The 18156-nt window shown below is 52.2% G+C and carries 17 protein-coding genes; 15 read left to right on the top strand and 2 right to left on the bottom strand.

Annotated features, from left to right (window positions below):
- Nucleotides 1-45: 45 nt before the first annotated feature.
- The 6 genes from AC0YN0_RS25155 to nadE all read left to right on the top strand — a co-directional run bounded on the left by AC0YN0_RS25155 (nucleotide 46) and on the right by nadE (nucleotide 4690).
- Nucleotides 46-900 carry a lysophospholipase gene (locus tag AC0YN0_RS25155; RefSeq protein ID WP_475823715.1) on the top strand — a complete coding sequence of 285 codons (855 nt, stop codon included), beginning with the start codon at nucleotides 46-48 and terminating at the stop codon, nucleotides 898-900.
- 114 nt (nucleotides 901-1014) lie between these two features.
- Entirely contained in the window at nucleotides 1015-2691 is a 1677-nt protein-coding gene (locus AC0YN0_RS25150) for an ATP-binding protein (RefSeq protein WP_475823852.1), read from the top strand.
- 89 nt (nucleotides 2692-2780) lie between these two features.
- Complete coding sequence (locus AC0YN0_RS25145) at nucleotides 2781-2924, top strand: hypothetical protein (protein ID WP_442048266.1); 144 nt, start codon at nucleotides 2781-2783, stop codon at nucleotides 2922-2924.
- A 17-nt stretch (nucleotides 2925-2941) separates the two neighbouring features.
- On the top strand, nucleotides 2942-3349 hold the full coding sequence (locus AC0YN0_RS25140; protein WP_475823714.1) for a DUF3905 domain-containing protein: 408 nt from the start codon (nucleotides 2942-2944) through the stop codon (nucleotides 3347-3349).
- A 78-nt stretch (nucleotides 3350-3427) separates the two neighbouring features.
- A complete protein-coding gene (locus AC0YN0_RS25135) occupies nucleotides 3428-3862 on the top strand; it encodes a BrxA/BrxB family bacilliredoxin (RefSeq protein ID WP_337098286.1) in 435 nt (144 codons plus the stop codon).
- A gap of 18 nt (nucleotides 3863-3880) precedes the next feature.
- Nucleotides 3881-4690 (top strand): ammonia-dependent NAD(+) synthetase, encoded by an 810-nt coding sequence (gene nadE / locus AC0YN0_RS25130; protein ID WP_337098285.1) that lies wholly within the window; start codon nucleotides 3881-3883, stop codon nucleotides 4688-4690.
- Nucleotides 4691-4768: 78 nt separating this feature from the next.
- On the opposite strand, the gene AC0YN0_RS25125 is transcribed toward nadE, so the two are convergent.
- Nucleotides 4769-5908, bottom strand: a complete 1140-nt coding sequence (locus AC0YN0_RS25125; protein ID WP_475823713.1) for an SGNH/GDSL hydrolase family protein — start codon at nucleotides 5906-5908, stop codon at nucleotides 4769-4771.
- A 176-nt stretch (nucleotides 5909-6084) separates the two neighbouring features.
- Between AC0YN0_RS25125 and AC0YN0_RS25120 the strand changes: the two genes are divergently transcribed.
- From AC0YN0_RS25120 to AC0YN0_RS25100, 5 genes are all read left to right on the top strand, one after another.
- Nucleotides 6085-9093 carry an EAL domain-containing protein gene (locus tag AC0YN0_RS25120; RefSeq protein WP_475823712.1) on the top strand — a complete coding sequence of 1003 codons (3009 nt, stop codon included), beginning with the start codon at nucleotides 6085-6087 and terminating at the stop codon, nucleotides 9091-9093.
- A gap of 128 nt (nucleotides 9094-9221) precedes the next feature.
- Entirely contained in the window at nucleotides 9222-10307 is a 1086-nt protein-coding gene (locus tag AC0YN0_RS25115) for a DUF4198 domain-containing protein (protein ID WP_475823711.1), read from the top strand.
- A 14-nt stretch (nucleotides 10308-10321) separates the two neighbouring features.
- On the top strand, nucleotides 10322-12421 hold the full coding sequence (locus AC0YN0_RS25110; protein WP_475823710.1) for a copper resistance CopC/CopD family protein: 2100 nt from the start codon (nucleotides 10322-10324) through the stop codon (nucleotides 12419-12421).
- 52 nt (nucleotides 12422-12473) lie between these two features.
- Nucleotides 12474-12866, top strand: a complete 393-nt coding sequence (acpS, locus tag AC0YN0_RS25105) for a holo-ACP synthase (protein ID WP_475823709.1) — start codon at nucleotides 12474-12476, stop codon at nucleotides 12864-12866.
- Nucleotides 12867-12934: 68 nt separating this feature from the next.
- A complete protein-coding gene (locus tag AC0YN0_RS25100; RefSeq protein WP_475823708.1) occupies nucleotides 12935-13165 on the top strand; it encodes a hypothetical protein in 231 nt (76 codons plus the stop codon).
- Nucleotides 13166-13462: 297 nt separating this feature from the next.
- Here AC0YN0_RS25100 and AC0YN0_RS25095 read toward each other — a convergent pair whose 3' ends face one another.
- Entirely contained in the window at nucleotides 13463-13813 is a 351-nt protein-coding gene (locus AC0YN0_RS25095) for a c-type cytochrome (RefSeq protein WP_475823707.1), read from the bottom strand.
- Between the two features lie 211 nt (nucleotides 13814-14024).
- Here AC0YN0_RS25095 and AC0YN0_RS25090 point away from each other — a divergent pair, with 211 nt between their 5' ends.
- From AC0YN0_RS25090 to AC0YN0_RS25075, 4 genes are read left to right on the top strand one after another with little or no spacing between them, the layout of a single operon-like run.
- The gene (locus tag AC0YN0_RS25090; RefSeq protein ID WP_475823706.1) at nucleotides 14025-14918 is read left to right on the top strand and encodes an AraC family transcriptional regulator; all 894 of its coding nucleotides are present in this window, start codon (nucleotides 14025-14027) and stop codon (nucleotides 14916-14918) included.
- Nucleotides 14919-14926: 8 nt separating this feature from the next.
- Entirely contained in the window at nucleotides 14927-16210 is a 1284-nt protein-coding gene (gene mutY / locus AC0YN0_RS25085; RefSeq protein WP_475823851.1) for an A/G-specific adenine glycosylase, read from the top strand.
- Nucleotides 16211-16235: 25 nt separating this feature from the next.
- Nucleotides 16236-16874, top strand: a complete 639-nt coding sequence (locus AC0YN0_RS25080; RefSeq protein WP_475823705.1) for a bifunctional 4-hydroxy-2-oxoglutarate aldolase/2-dehydro-3-deoxy-phosphogluconate aldolase — start codon at nucleotides 16236-16238, stop codon at nucleotides 16872-16874.
- Between the two features lie 15 nt (nucleotides 16875-16889).
- Nucleotides 16890-17834, top strand: a complete 945-nt coding sequence (locus AC0YN0_RS25075) for an alpha/beta hydrolase (RefSeq protein WP_475823704.1) — start codon at nucleotides 16890-16892, stop codon at nucleotides 17832-17834.
- Nucleotides 17835-18156: the final 322 nt, after the last annotated feature.

Here is an 18156-nt window from a genome sequence, read left to right as displayed (position 1 = left end):
GTTATAATGAAGCCAAATGAAAAGTTAAGAAGGGCGGCGATGCGGATGCTGAGATTGGAAAGGCGTCTGAAAGGCGTAGGGGAAACACAATTGTACGTGAGGGAGTGGTTGCCGGATGCTGCCGATGACACTGAGGTCAAGGGTGTCGTCTGTGTGCTGCACGGCATGGGGGAGCACGGCGAGCGCTTCTCGCATGTTGCCGAGAGGCTGACGTCCCATGGCTTCGCTGTTGTGGCCATGGATCAGTTCGGCCACGGACATTCATCAGGCAAGCGGGGCCATATGCTGTCGATTGAAGCGACCGTCAGCGAGGCAGGGCTTATGATCGCCGACGCAAGCTCACGGCATCCAGGGCTGCCTCTGTTCTTATATGGGCATAGCATGGGCGGCAATATTGCGCTGAATTGCGTACTTCGCCTTCATCCGATGCTTACAGGACTTATTCTGTCCAGCCCATGGCTGCGACTGGCGTTTCAACCACCGGAAGTGAAGTTGTGGCTCGCTCGCAGGCTGGCGTCGATTGTCCCTGCGCTGCAGCAGTCAACGGGCTTGAAGGCGGAGGACTTGTATCGAAGCGGCAATCCGCACGCAGCCTCCATCGTCAATGACGAGCTGTATCATAAGAAAATTACAGTTCGAACTTTTTTGGAAATACAGCGGGCTGGGGAATGGGCGATCGAGCATATCGATGAGCTTGACGTTCCTGTGCTGATTATCCACGGTACGGCGGATCGAATAACGTCCTTTCAAGCGAGCAAGGAGCTAGCGGCACGGCTCGGGGAACGATGCGCTTGGCTTCCGGTCGAAGGCGGGTATCATGAGCTGCACAATGATATCGATGGGGAACATACAATTGTGCAAATGATAGACTGGATTGACCACAGATGTCAAAACAGGTAGTTTATGTTTTTTGGGAATGATAGTATGATAGATTATGTTACGTTGCGTCCGAAGGAAATGACATGCTTGAGACATTTGAATAGCAGTTTAGACGCTAGGGGGATCTGATTGTCTGTGTTGAAGGAGCTGCTGCTACAATTCATCTTATCCTTATTGCCGGTGTTTGCTTATCAGCTATGGTATGACAAAGATCGCGGCAGCAAAGACACATCGCTTATTATGTCGCTGCTGGGCGGAGGCGCAATGGCTCTATGCATGATTACTTCGCAGAGCGTGCACGGTTATGAGCTTGATTTTCGTCTCATTCCTTATACGGTTGCTTCTCTATACGGCGGACTTCCGACCTTAGTCGTATTGACCATCGTATATGCCGCGTTCCGCATACCGATGCTTGACAACCTGTCCGAATTCGTAATTTTCAGCGTATTCATCATTATTTTCATGATGGGGATGTCGGCGACATTACGTCATTTTCATCGCGTATCTTCGCTTCGCAAGAAACGGATCGGGCTGTTTATCATGTCTTTGATATGCCTCTATTACGTTTTAACCTTCATCTTATATTTTTCAGTTCAGCAAATTCAATTGAACGCAGAGATTATAAGTTCATTATTAATAAGCATTGTTGGAACTTTGCTTGCGATGTGGTTGTCTATCTATATGATCGAAAGCGTCAGGGAGAAGAAGTTGCTTTACGATGAAGTGACGCGCGTGTCGGCCAATTATCGCAACGAGGTCGAGAAGCTTCAGCAATTCATTGACGAGACGTCGTTTGCGGTTGTACTGCTCGATCGGGAGGGTATTGTTACCCATATTAATGAACTAGCGATCAAGCTCCTTAGGTTGAAGCCGGAGTTCAATAACGTGAAGCTATTGCTTGGGGAGTCATACCGCGATATATTCGTTCCTGAGTTAGCGTCGGCGTGCGAGGAGCTATTGCAGAAAGCGTTGAACGGCGATAGAGAAACACTCCAACCCTACATCGAAGGCGATAAAATATTGCTCAAAACCGCGTTCTCGATTCGATCTACGGTTAACGAACAAATCGCTGGGGCTGCGCTGCTTGCGCATGACGTAACTGAAATTAATCAATTGCGCGACGAGGTTGGCCGTATGGAGCGCTTGAGCCTTGTCGGGCAGATGGCCGCGAGCATAACGCATGAAATTAGGAATCCGATGGCCGTCATTCGCGGCTTTGTTCAACTCATCCAGGAGCGCAGCGGGCAGACCCATCATGATTATTTCCGGATTGTGATGGAGGAGCTGGATCGCGTCAACAGCATTATAAGCGACTTCTTATCGCTCGCGCAGAATAGAGCGCTCGAAATGAGGATGAGTTCGCTTAATGACATCATTAGCGATATGAAGCCGTTGCTGGAAGCCGATGCGAACTTGCGCGGGCAGTCGCTGCTGGTTGAATTAGGCGAGGATATGCCATCGATTATGGTGAACGATCGAGAAATTAAGCAGTTGCTGCTTAATCTTGCACGAAACGGTATGGAAGCCATGGACGAGAAGGGCATTCTCACGATTACAACGGAATACAAGGACAACGTTATCGAGCTTCGTATCGTCGATGTTGGCGTAGGGATCCCGCAGGAGAAGATGAATAAGCTGTTCGAGCCTTTCTTTACAACTAAGACGCGAGGAACGGGACTCGGGCTGCCGCTATGCCTTAGTATTGCAGAACGGCATAACGGCCGAATTGATGCTTATTCCACAGAAGGCAAAGGTACAACATTCGTTGTAAGCTTCAATATACATACGCAAGAGGTCGGAATAACGACATAAGGTAAGCAGTCTATGCGCATACTAGCTTCGAAACCAACAGGACTGGCTTGAATGATTTCGAGCCGGAAGCTGGAAGGAGGAGAGCAAGCATGGCGCAAAACAATAGGGGCGACAAAGGCAGCTCACGCGAGCAGCGGCAGCAAGCAGCTAACAATACGGCGAAATCCGGCAAGGCTGCTGAAGAAGCAGGCTACGATAAGAAGCTGAACGGCCCGAATCGGCCTTCGATCTAGCAAGGAGGCGTTTGCGAATGGCTGGTGAAGAGCAGCAACGTCATCCCGAACAAGGCGCGATGAAGGATGATCCCGCGCTAGATCCGTATGAGATCGAGTTTCAGCCAGAATTCCGTGAAGGAAGAGGCGAGCGTGCCCCTTTCGTCAATGAACATGGCGTTGTGATCGGCGATCACAATTATGAATCCGATCATTCTCCGCTGTCGCAATGGAGCGTGGAGACGGATCCGGCCATCATGGCGGGAGATCAGTGGGTGCATCCGTTCAAGGACGTAGGCTTCCAAACGGCAGAGAACCGAGATTATTTCGAACGGAAAATCGCTCCGCAGGCAGGCATTTTTATGCATCTTGACAAAAATGCGGCTTACGGTGCAGGAGAGCCGGATAAATCGACGGATAAGGCGATAAATGAGCAACCGGAGTGATGAGCTCCGGTTGCTTTATTTTCGTAAGGGACGGTATAATAGTAGCTAAAATCATGTAATTTAAGGGAGTGTTCTACAATGTCTATGTCCTTCGAAAGATATATGTTAGATATGGTTCAACCGATGCGCGACGATCTTACTCGTATCGGCATTCAAGAGCTTCGTACACCGGAGGAAGTTGAGGCAGCCGTTCCGAACGCCAAAGGAACAGCGCTTATCGTAGTCAACTCCGTATGCGGCTGCGCGGCAGGCCAATGCCGTCCAGGCGTGGCAGAAGCGCTTCAGAACGAAGTAACGCCTGACCACCTGTACACGGTGTTCGCAGGTCAAGACAAAGAAGCAACGGCGAAAGCACGCGAATACTTCGCGCCATACCCGCCATCTTCCCCTTCGATCGCCCTGATGAAGGACGGAGAGCTTGTTCATTTCATTGAACGCCACCAAATCGAGAACCGCTCGGCAGCAGACATCGCAGCAGATTTGACCGATGCATTCGACCGGTTCTGCAAATAAGAAACGGAGACGATACTTATGAGCTTGCAGCGCGAAATCATTGAACGTCTTGGCGTAAAGCCGGAAATTGAGCCGGAAGCGGAAATCCGTAAACGGGTCGACTTCCTGAAGCAATACGTCAAGCAATCGGGAACAACGGGTTTGCTGATCGCGATCAGTGGCGGCATTGACAGCGCTGTAGCGGCAGGACTGTGCAAACGCGCTACCGACGAGCTCAGCGAGGAGTCGGGCCAAGAATACATTACGCTCGGCGTCTTCCAGCCGTATAGTGACCAAGCGGATATTCACGACAGCTACGCCGTCGCTGAAGCTTTCGGGCTTACGCATAAGGTGGAGACGAATATCGGCGAAGCGGTTGACGAGATCGCGCTCGAAGTCGAGCATGGGTTTAAGTCGCTGGGCATTCACCGTCATCTTAGCCGCGGCGGCAAAGGCAATGTGAAAGCAAGAACGCGTATGGTCATGCAATACGCGCTTGCCTTCGATATGAATTTGCTTGTCGTTGGCACCGATCATGCTTCGGAGGCCATTACCGGCTTTTATACGAAGTGGGGCGATGGGGCTGTAGACGTTACCCCTCTTAGCTCGCTGAACAAGCGCCAGGTTCGTTCGCTGGCATCGCATCTCGGCGTACCGCAAAGCGTCCTCGACAAGGCGCCGACCGCAGGTCTATGGGACGGTCAGACCGACGAAGACGAGCTTGGCATTAAGTACGATGAGAATAGCGCTTACCTCGAAGGCAAAGAAATTAGCGAAGAGGCGCGCGAGAAGCTTGAGAAGCAATATTTGAAAACCGAGCACAAACGATCGCCGATTCCAGGCATCTAATTTGGTTGCAGCACATAGAGAGAAGGCAGCAGAAAACGCTATACTAGCGTTTCTTGCTGCCTTTTTTCTCGTTAAATGCTATAAGCGATACCAAGCTAAAAAGGCTTCAGCGACGTCCGCTCCCGCTCTGCCGTTCGGATGAGGGTCATTGCCAGGACTCATATATTCGTCCTTGAGCTTGTTCTCATGAGGCGCAGCCTGCCCGAGCACCTTCGCGATATCGAACACGCGCTCTACGCGCGACGGCGCTTGCTGCCTGATCCATTCATTAACGTTCCGCCACACCTCTTCATGAGCGCCTTCGAAGTTGAAGGCCGGCAAGGTGAAAAGAATGATGGCTGTATCGTGATTAGCGGCTTTCACTTGCTCAATGATCGAGGTTAGGTCGCCAATTAGTTGCTCTGCGCTGCAATTGCCTGTTCCAATGTCGTTGACGCCAAGACATATCACGACCTCGTTACCTTGCTTTGCTTTATATAGCCATGGGCTTTCCGGGGTAAGATCATAGGCGCGGGCCCAACCGCTGCCGATATTCCACACGCCGATGGACGGCGCCAAACCCTCCGCGATTCGAGCTGACCAGAACGAGTAGCCATCCTTTTCCGTGCGCACGCCTTGCGTAATGGAATCGCCGAGAAACACAAGATGCTTATCCGTCGCCCGTTCGTAAGCGATCATGGATGGCAACACCTGCCGATTGCCGGCGGGCAAGAACCCTTCCGCGCTATGTTGCGCCGCAAGATTGCCGGCAGCTTCATAAGCAGAGGCTAGCAGTGTCTCTGTATTGTAAGGAATACCGTCCTCCGGACCGTTCGCTGCAATCGCCCATGTAAATACAAGCGAATGCCCCTCAGGAATGAATAAGTCTACCGGATCGCTCCAGAAGCGCTCGCCTGGCAGCACCTGCTTCGAAGCGTCGCCATTGAAGGTGATCGTGTGCAGGCTGCCAGCCTGAGCTGCGCCGCCTTGGAGAAGGCCGCCATCGCCAATCGTACAGCTCTCGATTCGCCAAGCGCCGCCTTTATCGGAAGCCTTGGATTCAGTGCCGTCTGACCAAGTGGAATCAACGGCGTTGCTATGCCATAATTTCAAGCGAAGCGCGCCATACTCGCGCGGCTTCACATAGGTTCGGAAAGTAATCGTTGTCTCGCCGGTCGGTCTGTACATAAAGTTGGCTGCAGACGACAAGGCGGTAACGGATGTATAAGTGCTGGTCACGCTTTTCAACTCCTAGAGTCATAATAACTGCTGCTAACTCAAACTATCATTTTTCGAAAGGTATGTCACTAATACAGTTATAACCCATACATTCCCAAATTACGGGTAGCGCTTTCATAGTCGAAATGATATGATTCGGTTACATACATTATTCGACATTAAGGGAGCTGTTATCGATGCAACGTAAACCAACGATCGGATTATTGACGTCCTTCCTAGGCGGCAATTACCTTGGTGAAATGATGAATTCGATCCAAAGGGCAGCTTTGCAAAATGAAACAAGATTAGTTGCTATTCGAACAGCTGGAAAAAAATTCGATTGTCCGATTGCGCTTGACTACGTGGACGGCTGGATTATATTGAACAATGCCGTTACAGACTCCTATATACAGCAATTGTCGAATGAATGGAGCAAGCCGATTGTAGGCGTAGCGAAGGATCTTGAAGCGTTGAATGCGAATGGACAAACGGTAATCTGCGACAATGAAGGCGGGATTATGGCCGCAGTACGGCATTTGTATGAGCATGGTCACCGTTCCATCGGATTCGTGGGCCATCTGGCGCTTGACGATATGAAGTATAGATTGAGTGGTTATAAGAAGGGGCTTGAAGCATGCGGGCTTCGCTTTGATCCGTCTTACGTAATCGATCCGGACGATTTAAGCGTAGACGGAGGCAGGCGTGCAGCGGAGCAGATTGCCCAAGCGGGATTTCCCTTCCGCGCCGTAGTTGTCTGCACGGATATGATGGCGATTGGCATGATTAAGCGGTTCGAGGAGCTTGGTGTTCGTATTCCCGAGGATATGGCGATAATCGGCTTCGATAATACGATTGCCGCCAGGTCGCAGCGAAGCGGACTCTCTAGCATAGATCAGAATATTGCGCGTAAGGGCCAACTCGCGGTGGAATTGCTGCTGCGCCAAATTAACAATCCAGCCGATTCCATTCCGTCATCCATCCATCGGATTGCGTGTACGCTTATTGCACGCGGCACATGCGGCTGTTCAACGCATCTTGAGCGGGAAACGACGACGAAGCAGATTCTTGAAGATCACCGCGATGATAAAAAAAGAGTAACGCAGCTAGGCGTTCACTACGAATTCAATAAATTTATTCTTAATTACAACATTAAGCAGCTGAAGAGCTTGTCTTGGGCGCTAGCGCCGCATTTCCAATGGGGCTGTCTGGGGAAATGGAACTTTGATGCTTCTCCCGGGGAACATATATCGTTAAGCGAACTCTATCATTTCCAGCGAGATGAGCAGCGGCTGCATGCAGGCAGCATGCCCGTTGAGAGCTTCCCGCCGCTTCAGCTTATCGAAAGCATTCAGAAGGAAGAAGACGGCGAGATGATCTATATCATCCCTTATCGGACTGAACCGGACAACTGGAGTGTGCTTGCAGCAGGCACTCGGCTTTCGGATACGGTAGAGAATATGGACGATTACATGTCAGTCGTTCATTATCTGGACCTTATTGGAAATACGCTCGACAAGCAGGCTCTGCTTGACGAGGTCAGAGAGCAGGGCATGCAATATCGTCAAATTGCCGAGCAGCTTGAGATCGTTTCGAGAACGACTAACGACGGCATTTGGGATTGGGATCTGGTAACGGGCGAAGTAGCATGGAACCAGCGTTTCTATGACTTGCTGCAGTGCGCTGATGCTCAGACACTGGATTATTTTGTACATAGCGATGACGAAGCATATTATAAGCGGGCGCTAAGCGCCCATATTAACGAGCATGTTCCCTTCTCCGTTGACGTGCGGCTCCGCAAGCATTCAGGAGAATATGTATGGACGGCGATATCGGGTGAAGCCTTATATGACTCGTGTGGCACTGCGATTCGAATGGTAGGTTCGGTAAGAGATATTACGGAGCGAAAGCAGTCAGAGGAGAAAATGCGTTTCTTAGCTTATCACGACACGTTGACGGGACTGATGAATCGACGCCGATTCTTCGAGGAAGTGTCGTCGGCAACGGCGCATCCCGATCAGCCGTTCGCGCTTATCGTTCTTGATTTGGATCATTTCAAAAAAATGAACGACAGCTTCGGGCATCATATGGGTGACCGTCTGCTGCAGCTTGTTGCTGCTGGACTCAGGGAGCTTGTGCGGGAGGGGGATTATATTGCTAGATTCGGCGGCGATGAGTTCGTCGTCCTCTACCGCTTCCGGCATATAGACGAGATCGAGTCGTTCACTTGCGCATTTGCTACCTATTTGTCTGCGCTCATATTCGATGAAGGCGTTAATCTGACCATTTCAGCAAGCGCAGGCATTAGCTTGTTCCCGCGCGACGGGACGGATGCGGATTCGCTGTTCAAGAAAGCGGATATTGCGATGTACCATGTGAAGCAAACGGGCAAAAATCATTTTGAAATATTCTCGGAGCAGATGATTGAGCAAAGGATGTGGAGGCTTAATCTGGAAAGCGAGCTGAAGCAAGCGGTGCTTGGCGATGAGTTCGTGCTGCATTATCAGCCGCAGATAGACATGGCGACAGGTCAGCTTTATGGATTCGAGGCGCTGCTGCGTTGGAACTCGCCGACGCTTGGATGCATCTCGCCCATGACGTTCATTCCGCTGGCCGAGGAGACGGGTCTTATCGTTCCGATCGGCGAGTGGGTGCTGCGAGAAGCCTGCTCGCAGAACGCCAGATGGCTGGCAGCCGGGCATCGGCCGCTCAAGCTGTCGGTCAATATATCCGGACGCCAGCTTAAGCAGGCTGATTTCATTGAGTCCGTGAAGTCCATTGTCAATGAGACGAGGATGGATCCGAACTATTTATGCTTCGAAATAACGGAAAGCACCGTCATCGACGATCTTGATTACACGATCTCTTTGTTAAGAGAACTGGAGAGCATCGGCATTCAGATTGCGATGGACGATTTCGGGACGGGTTATTCATCGTTATCCATGCTTAGGAAGCTGCCGCTTAACAGCTTGAAGATCGACAAATCTTTTATTCAAGAGTTGTCCTGCGAGCGGCAAGATATCGACATTGTGAAAGCAATCATCTCGATCTCGAATAGCCTTGATCTGCGAATTGTCGCCGAAGGAGTCGAGCAGGCTGAACAATATGAGCTGCTTCAGGAGCTAGGATGCCACTACATGCAAGGCTTCTATATTAGCCAGCCGTTGCCGGCCGAGCAGATTGAGTCCTTCCTGTACTCCCGCACATAGCAAGCTAGAGTTTTGTTCTTGTTCATACATCGTTCACAAGCGTATAGCCCGATCGAGTCATGCGCTTATCGACCTTCGTTGATACAATTTGGACATCAAATCCAAATCGACGGAGGTTGTTTCATTTTATGAAGAACACATTGCGTTTCCGAAAAAAGCTTGCAGGCGCGGCTCTCGTTGCCGTATTAACGCTCGGAGCGGCCGTTCCCGTCTTCGCGCATGACGGCTGGTCGCAGACGAACACGCCAATCGTCGCACCGGGACAAGTATCCTATGTCGAGCTTATGCTTGGCAATCACTCGAACGATCATAAAAGCTACCGCATTGCCGGCCAGTGGAGTCAGGATACGACAAAGGTGTTCGTAACGACACCAGCTGGCGTTAAGTCGGATATTACAGGTACGCGCTTCTATGCAGGGGAAGCGGCAACGGAGACAGAGCCGGCAGTGAACAATTATTTTGTCACTTCATTTAAATCGAATGTGCCGGGAGCCTATGTTGTTTCTGCAGAGGGTGATACGGTATTCGCCCATGGCGGCGTAGCCAGCCGTACGCTGCGAAGCGCCAAGTCGTTCGTAGCGGTTGGCGATATTCCGGTCGCCGAGCGGGTGAAGTCGTTGACAGGGTTCTCGAAGCAGGTTAGTCCGGATCGCGCGGAGCTTGTTCCGCAATTTAATCCGGCGGCCGTTGCCCCTTCGGAGCAGGTGTCCGTGCAATTGCTGCTGAAAGGCAAGCCGCTGGCGGATACGGCCGTTGATCTCATTCGCCGCAGCAACTCGGAATCACTGGAATTGACGACCGACGCTAAGGGGATTGTTACGTTCACGACGGGAGCTGCGGACTATTACTTGCTTCGCGCTAAGCCTGTTACAACTGAAGGCAAGGAAGGCGAGTATACGAGCACGAACTATGAAGCGACGATGACGTTCACTGTTCAGAATCGTTCACCGAAGCTGCCAGGAACAGCAGCGTCCGCCGCGCCGCATCTATATGTGAACGGCAATGCGGTGACGGATGGGACGGCAGCCTCCGTAACGGTGAAGAAAGGGACAACAATGGTCGATGCGTCTTTCATCCGCCAATACGTGAACGCTTCATTCAAAGGCAATGGGCTTGTTGCGCTGCGCGGCTCGGCTGAAGGAGCTGGAGCGATCGTTGAATATTTCCCAGCAGTCGGCGATAATCGGGCAGCCATTGCGATCTATACGAAGTAATGGTTCGAAAATCGATGATTAAACGACTTAGCCTTATAACGATAACGATTTGGTTCATGTGGGCATGCTTGCCGAGCTTCGTCTCGGCGCATGCCTATCTTTCGCATTCGACGCCGCTGCAGGATGCGGAGCTGCAAGCCTCGCCGGAGGCGATTAAGCTTACGTTCACGGAGAAAATCGATTCGAAGCTTAGCAGCGTTACGCTTACGAAAGCAAGCGACGGCAGCAGCATAGCCGGCAAGCTGAGCGCAGACGGAGAAATGACGCTTGTCTATGCAATACCGAAGCTGGAAAGCGGCGAGTATAAGGTAGTGTGGCAGGTGTTGTCGCTCGATACGCATATTACGGACGGCTCGTTCCGCTTCGCGATCGGCGGCAAGCTGACGCAGACGAAGCCGGACGAGACGGTTTCGCTTGATGGCGGCGGGCAAGCCGGGTCGGGGCAGGGTGAGCAGAGCGGCGGTGAGAAGCCTTCAGCCAGCAGCAAGCCGTTGCCGACTGTGAAGCCAAAGCCTACGCCTAGCGACACGATAGACAAGGACGTAGGCGTTTCGGCTAAGCCATCTGCAACGTCTCCGCCAAAACAAAACGACAATACGGGCGTTGGCTCGGCGGATGCGGACGGTCAGGAGACAGGTTCAGCAATAGCGACTGAGATACCTCAGGCGACTGGTGAAACGAACAGCGAACCAACTAGTTCGCCGCCAAGCAGCCAACCGACGGACCCCTTAACTTCAACGAATTCCACGGAAGCCGAAGCTTCGGAAATCGAGCAAGAGATGCTGGGAACGGACACGGAGGATAGCGAGCATAACCATGCGGGCGGTCAGAAGCTAATGTCAGCGCTTCGGATTGCGGATGTGTTTGTGTCCGCCATACTTGCAGCGCTGCTCTTCTTCCGCTACTGCATATGGAGAGATTACGCCGAGGATGCTCCTACCGGTTTCACTCTGCGAGCAGAACGAATCGTGATGGCAGTTGCCGTTGCCGTGTGGCTGACTACGGGGATGTGGAGGCTGACGATGCTTTCGAACGATCTCGGCGGCATCCCGATCGGACAGATTGCTAACGGAACGATGGTTGGCAAGATTGCCGTTCTCCGTCCCTTAGCGGCAGTGCTCTTGCTGCTGCTTGCATTCGCTCCCGCTCGCGAGCAGCGCTTCGCGAATATCGTGAAAGCCGCGGCGGCGGCGGCAATCATCGTCACGTTCCCGTTGACGGGCCATGCTTATGCGGAACTGACGGACGCCGGATCGGCTATCCTTGCGCATGCGGTTCATATGGGATCGGCCGCTATATGGCTTGGCGGTCTCGCCGGACTTGCTGCGCTTACTTATCGGAAGCAGGCGGCGGCCGCCTTGAAGCTCGCAGCAGAGCGATTCGCGGCCTGGGCTTTGCCAAGCATGATGCTTATCATAGTGAGCGGAGTATGGCTGACCGTTAAGCAGCTCGACTCTTGGAAGCAGCTTATTACTGAAGATTACGGCAACCTTATCCTAATCAAATCGGGCTTGCTGCTGCTTGTGCTCGTTCTTGCAGCGCTGCACCGCCTCGTCTTCATGCCGAGGCTTGCGCAGGCGGAGGAAGCGAGGGATGGCAAAGCGGCGGCTTCTGCTTCTGTGAGAGGACTGTTGATCGGCGTACGAATCGAAATTTTGCTAGCGGTTGCTTTGTTCCTGTTGGCAGGAATGCTCTCGACAACTTCCCCGCCATCCGCAGCGGCAGAGCAAGCAGCTGGAATTCCTTTGTATTGGCATGTGATGGGGGAGCAAGCTCATATGACGCTGCGAATCGACGAGGACAGCGACTCCGGCTCGAGCAGTCAGAAGGCGATCCTATATTTATGGCTGCCTGAAGACAGCGGACCTCCAAGTAAGATAGACGTATCGACAGCGCCGCAGTCGGATGGAGAACCGAATTCGCAACAGCCTCAAACCATTCCGTTCGAGCCGCAACCCGCTGATTCGGATGCCGATTCGTATCCCGGCTTTGTGAAATATACGTATAAGGCAACCGGGGCTTTAATCGATGTTTCGGTCAACAACGTGATTACGGTGGATGTAATAGACGGGTTAGCCCATTCTATTCATTTTGAGCGAGAGACAAGTTCTTGACTTCCCTACCTGCATCTGCTAATCTCACCATCATATAAAGGCAGGTGTGAGGATGATCATTGGCATCGGGCATGATCTAACGGATATAGGTCGAGTTAAGCAAATAATGAACGGACGAACCGGTGCGAAATTCGTAGAGCGTGTACTCACGGAGGAAGAACGGGAGCTGTCGGCGGGTTATTCGGGGGAACGGCTGGAGCAGTTCACGGCTGGTAGATTCGCGGCCAAAGAAGCGGTGGTGAAGGCGCTAGGCTGCGGAATAGGCCGGGCGGTAGGTTTTACCGATATGACGATTGGTAGAGACGGTTGCGGCAAGCCTGAATGCGTGTTATCGGAGCAGGCTTGGAGACGCCTCGGTTTGTCGGCAGCAAACATTCGCATTCATGTGACGATCACGCATGAGCGGACGCTTGCTTCGGCTTTCGCGGTGGTGGAACGCATATAGCTGTAACCTTTTGCCCATACTTGGAATGTAATATACCAAGCTTATGCGGTGAGAGGGAGTTGACGGCGATGAGAGAAGATCGGCAGCGGAAAACAAAGCGCAGATTCAAGACCGGACAATGGGTTCAATATGATGGGCTTTATTCCGACGATTGGGGCGGCGATCTTGTGTTGATGCAGGGCGAGCTGTTTCCTTCGCACCCTCAGATGGGAGATACGAGCTGGACCTACACAGGTCCGTCAGTGCTCGACTATGGCGGCAAAGCGCCGAAGCTGAACGGACATCACATCGGATACTAGTCATGAGAGAGCGTTGATTCATTCGTTTAAACCGAATGTATTTACTAGCCTTTTGAGTGGATTTTGTGCAGTCAAAAGGCTAGTAACGAGACGATATCAGAGTTTGATTGGAAATTATACAGTCAGATGGACGGGGGAAGGCTACTGCTGAGGGCAAGAATGCCGGATTTGACTGTATGCTTTCCACGCAAAAGTCGCTTAACAGGTTATTGGGCATGATTAGACTGTATGAAATACAGGCAAGAAGAGGCTTGGCACGAGTGCCAAGCCTCTTTTTTTGATATTCAGCCGTATCGGCTATTTCTTACCCGCCAGCCACTCCGCCAACCCGGTAATTTCCTCCGCGGTTAGTCGCTCTTTGAACGGCGGCATTGAGCCTTCGCCTTCTTCAATCTGGTTTACAATATCGGTTGCTTCCATTCGAGCGCCAACCTGCTGCAGGTTCGTCACCGTCCCCATGCGTCCTTGCAGCTCGGTGCCGTGGCAGCTGACGCAGTTCGCTTTGTAGACAGCCGCGACCTTAGGAGGCGCATCTCGAAGGCCGGCTCCTTTATCATCCCCGCCTCCGCAAGCCGCCAATGCAAGCGGCAAGGCCGCTGCAACAGCTATTTTGCATAGGATAGCGATCCTTTGAAGTTGTTTACTCATGCTGTATATCCCCTCTCTATACTTTCCAATTGCCAATTCGTTAACATTCATATGCATTTATTGCGTAAATCCGTATAATAGATAGGTAGTCTTTCAGCTATATCTAAAAATATACCAAAGTATAATCATCTTATACATACTTTACTGCCAAAAATCATTTGCCCGTTCTTTTCTATCCGGGTTATTTGCGGTATAGACAACAGGAGAAACAATGAACCCGACAATCGCAACCATAATGCAAAATCAATTAAATCGCATTCATGCCGACGTGCTTATGACGGCTTATTCCACGAGCAACGTAGGATGGTGTGAGAACAACACAGAGCCTGATTTCTACCGCTTCTGCTATGTAGATAAGGGCGAGGGTTGGCTGGAGATGGATTCGATCAGCTATAGCGCAACGCGCGGTAAGCTGTTTCTTATGCCGGCCGGCAAGGTGCAATCGTTCGGGACGAAGGGCGACGAGTCGTTCGGACGTTATTGGTGCCATTATCGTCTGGATCCGGCGGATATGCAGTTCATTGAATTGCAGCAATTGCCGGCTTTCATAGAGATTAAGGATGACGAGTATGTGCAGCAGTTGTTCATGAAGCTCATCCAGCTCCAAACGACGCAAGGTGTGACTCGCGAGCTTAGAATGAAGGCGGTGCTGCTTGAGCTTCTCGCTTTATATTTCGAGGAGAGCTACAGCCAGAAGGAGCAGCAGAGCATAGAGAGCCCCGATATCAAATGGAATGAAGTCGTGGCTTACATTGAGGCGCATTTGGACCGCAACATTCAGATTGAAGAGCTGGCTAAGGTTGCTTTTCTGCATCCAAACTATTTTATTACCTCGTTCAAAAATATGATGGGCTGCTCGCCGATCCAATATGTGACGAATCGCCGGTTGGCGCTTGCGAAGCAGCTGCTTGTCGAGACGGCAGAGCCGATCGCCGAGGTTGCCCGTCTTGTAGGAATGCAGAATCATTATTTGTCCCGACTCTTTAAACGGTACACAGGCATTTCGCCTATTCAATATCGCCGTATTGCAAGGTCATGCGCATCTGGCAAGTCCACTGCGGAGCAGGAGCGCACAACACATCATGAAAAGGGGGATTTAAGCTAGTGACAGATATGGAGCAAGCAAGTTCATATTTCAGCCGCGAGCTGCTCGTCTGGTATCGTCGTCAGAAGCGAGATCTGCCGTGGCGTCAGAACCGCAATCCTTACCGGATATGGGTGTCCGAAATTATGCTGCAGCAGACGCGGGTGGATACGGTTATTCCTTACTACAACCGGTTCATGGACAAGTTCCCGACCGCTGAAGCGCTGGCTTCAGCACCTGAGGAAGAGGTGCTGAAGTGCTGGGAAGGTCTTGGCTACTATTCGCGTGCGCGCAATCTTCAGGCCGGAGCTAGAGAGGTCGTTCAAAAGTACGGAGGCGTTGTGCCTGATGATAAAACAGCCGTAGCCGGACTGAAGGGTGTCGGTCCGTATACGAGCGGGGCAATCATGAGCATCGCGTTCAACCGCCCCGAGCCGGCGGTAGACGGCAACGTTATGAGGGTGCTGTCGCGCTACTTCTGCTTGGAGGATGACATTGCGAAGCCAGCCACGAGAGTATCCATCGAGAAGCTGGCGGTATCGCTTATTCCCGAAGGAGCTGCGGGCGACTTTAATCAGGCTTTAATGGAGCTGGGTGCGCTCGTATGCACGCCGAAGTCGCCGGGCTGTCTGACCTGTCCGGTGATGGAGCATTGCAAGGGCAGGCTGGAAGGCCGGGAAGGCGAATTGCCGATTAAGACGAAGGCCAAGCCTCCGCGGCCAGAACAGCGTGTTGCCGCAATCGTGCTCGGAAGCGGGCCGAATGCGGGCAAAGTGCTCGTAAGAAGACGGCCGGATACTGGACTGCTGGCGCAAATGTGGGAGCTTCCGCATCTGCTTCTATCCAAGGACAAGTCTGGACTGCTGAACGAGGATATGCCGAAGGAGCAGGAGGCGCTGGCCGCCGAGCTTGGCGGAATGCTGCTGGATGAGACAGGGATGCTCATACGCCCGCGCCGATGGTTCATGGATGCCGATCACGTATTCAGCCATATACATTGGAAGATGCGCGTATACTTGACCGACTTGGGCGGAGAAGGCTTAACGGCCGATACGGCGGAGGCTTACGGCATTGCTGCCGAAGCGGCAAGCGGGTATATGGATCAAGAGGGTCTGCCTTCAGCGTTCGGTAATAGTGCTGCCGGTACGGGAATCCGTATAGCCTCTGAAGTCTCTCAAGCCTACGCTAATACAGCCCAGGCTGTAGCCGAGCAGGAGCTGCCGAAGGAATATGCATGGATTGGGCCGGAGGATATGGATACCCTTCCGTTTCCGAACTTATTTTTGCGGATTTTACGTGAATTCTGGGAATAGTTGAATAAAGAGCGGAGGAAGATCGATGAGCGAAATGCTTGATTTGCTGCTTAAGCACAAAATTGTGGCTATATTAAGAGGGATTGAAAATAAACACGCGGATAACGCGGCTCAAGCTTTGATCGACGGCGGCATTCATATGATGGAAATTACGATGAATACGGACGGCGCGGCAGCGATGATCGAGCGGTGGCGGAACAAGTTCGATGGCAAGGCGGCTGTAGGCGCTGGAACGGTGCTAGACGTGGAGCTTGCAAAGCAAGCCGTTGACGCTGGCGCGCAATTCATCATCTCTCCCAACCTGGACGAGGAAGTCATCGCGTTCGGACGCGAGCGCGGCATCTCGGTTTGGCCCGGCGTCATGACGCCGACGGAAATCGTGAAGGCGGTTAAGGCCGGCGCAGAAGCGGTCAAGCTGTTCCCGATGGGAACGCTCGGAGTCGGCTATTTGAAGGAAATCCGCGGTCCTTTGGATTCGGTTCCGATCATGGCGACAGGCGGAGTGGATCTGCACAACATTGCCGATTACTTCAAAGCGGGAGCGAACGCGGTTGGGATGGGCGGCAAGCTCATTAACCTGGAATGGGTTCGAGAAGGCAAGTTCGATCAAGTGACGGAACGGGCGAAGTTGTTCGCGGACGCCGTCCGTCAGTTGGATCAATAGACGGAGGCCATACGTATGGGAGCCGAAGTATGGATTGTGATGGTTGTCGTTATTGTTTTGGCGTTGGCGGCATACGTCATTTGGAGCATTGGCGCGAAGAGCCAGCAGCCGCGCAAGCTGGCGAATGTTGAGTCGCCAGATGTGGCGACAAAATGGCAGCCGCTATCGTTCGTAAGCGGCGGATCGCGCATCGAAGGCTGGCTGCTGCAGCCGACTACGCTAAGCAAGTCAGGCGAAGCAGGACTGCCGGTCGTTATTGTGGCGCATGGCTGGGGCTCGAACCGGACGCGCGTGCTGCGTTATACGAGACCGCTATATGAAGCGGGCTTCGCTGTGTTCATGTACGATGCGCGCAGCCATGGGAACAGCGAATCGATCAAAGCGCCGTCGGCGCTTATGTTCCGCGACGACATGCTGGCGGCTATCGCCGCAGCGAAGGGAACGCCGGGTCTCGTCGCCGAGCGCGTAGTTGTCCTCGGCCATTCGCTTGGCGGTTTCGGAGCGCTGCTCGCATTGGATCATGGCGCGGATGTATCCGCCGTAGTGACCGATTCAATGCCCGTTCGCTTCGATACGATGCTGAAGGCCGAGCTCAGAAGAAAGAAGATGCCGATCTTCCCGCTCGCTTACGCGATACCTTCGATATGGCTTATTCGCGCAGGCATTACGAGGCAGCAGTTCAAGGAAGCTGATATTAAAACCGTATTAGAGAAGCATGCGGGGGACAGTTCAGCGACGGCAGGCACTACGAGAGGCAGGAAAACGAAAACCCCGGTGCTTATGATTCATTCGGTGGGCGACGATTTCATCCGTTCGGAGGACTTGAAGCAACTACAGAGCGAGCTGCCGACGGGAACGATCGAGACGTTATTCGTACAGTCAAACGGACATAGCGCATCCGAGCAGGACCCTGCTTTCTGGCATACAGTGCTGCCTTTCTTAAACGACAACACGAAGTGATTCGTAAAAATAGATCTCGCCAATAACCGTCTTCGTAACTTTTCACAGGTTACGTTAGGCGGTTTTTTACATCCTAATCTTTCCGAAGCAGCTGGGCTTGCTTGCTTAAGCGGGGTTTTGTATCCTATTTTTCGACTGTGAGGTAAATTGAACGGCTTGCGTGGTTTATGTGGAGAAATAAGATGTGTTTTTCAGCGTATACCATGTGAAATGTTTCGTGTTTATTTGGCATAAGCGGTATTTACCATCGTATTCACTTGACTCTAGTGTAGGGATCATACTAAAAAAAGACGCCTGCGGCACGAAGCCGCAGGCTACAAGA

The organism is Paenibacillus sp. J22P218 (assembly GCF_056269195.1).
Note: the sequence above shows the minus strand (reverse complement) of the source record. Positions and strands in the feature narration are given on the sequence as shown.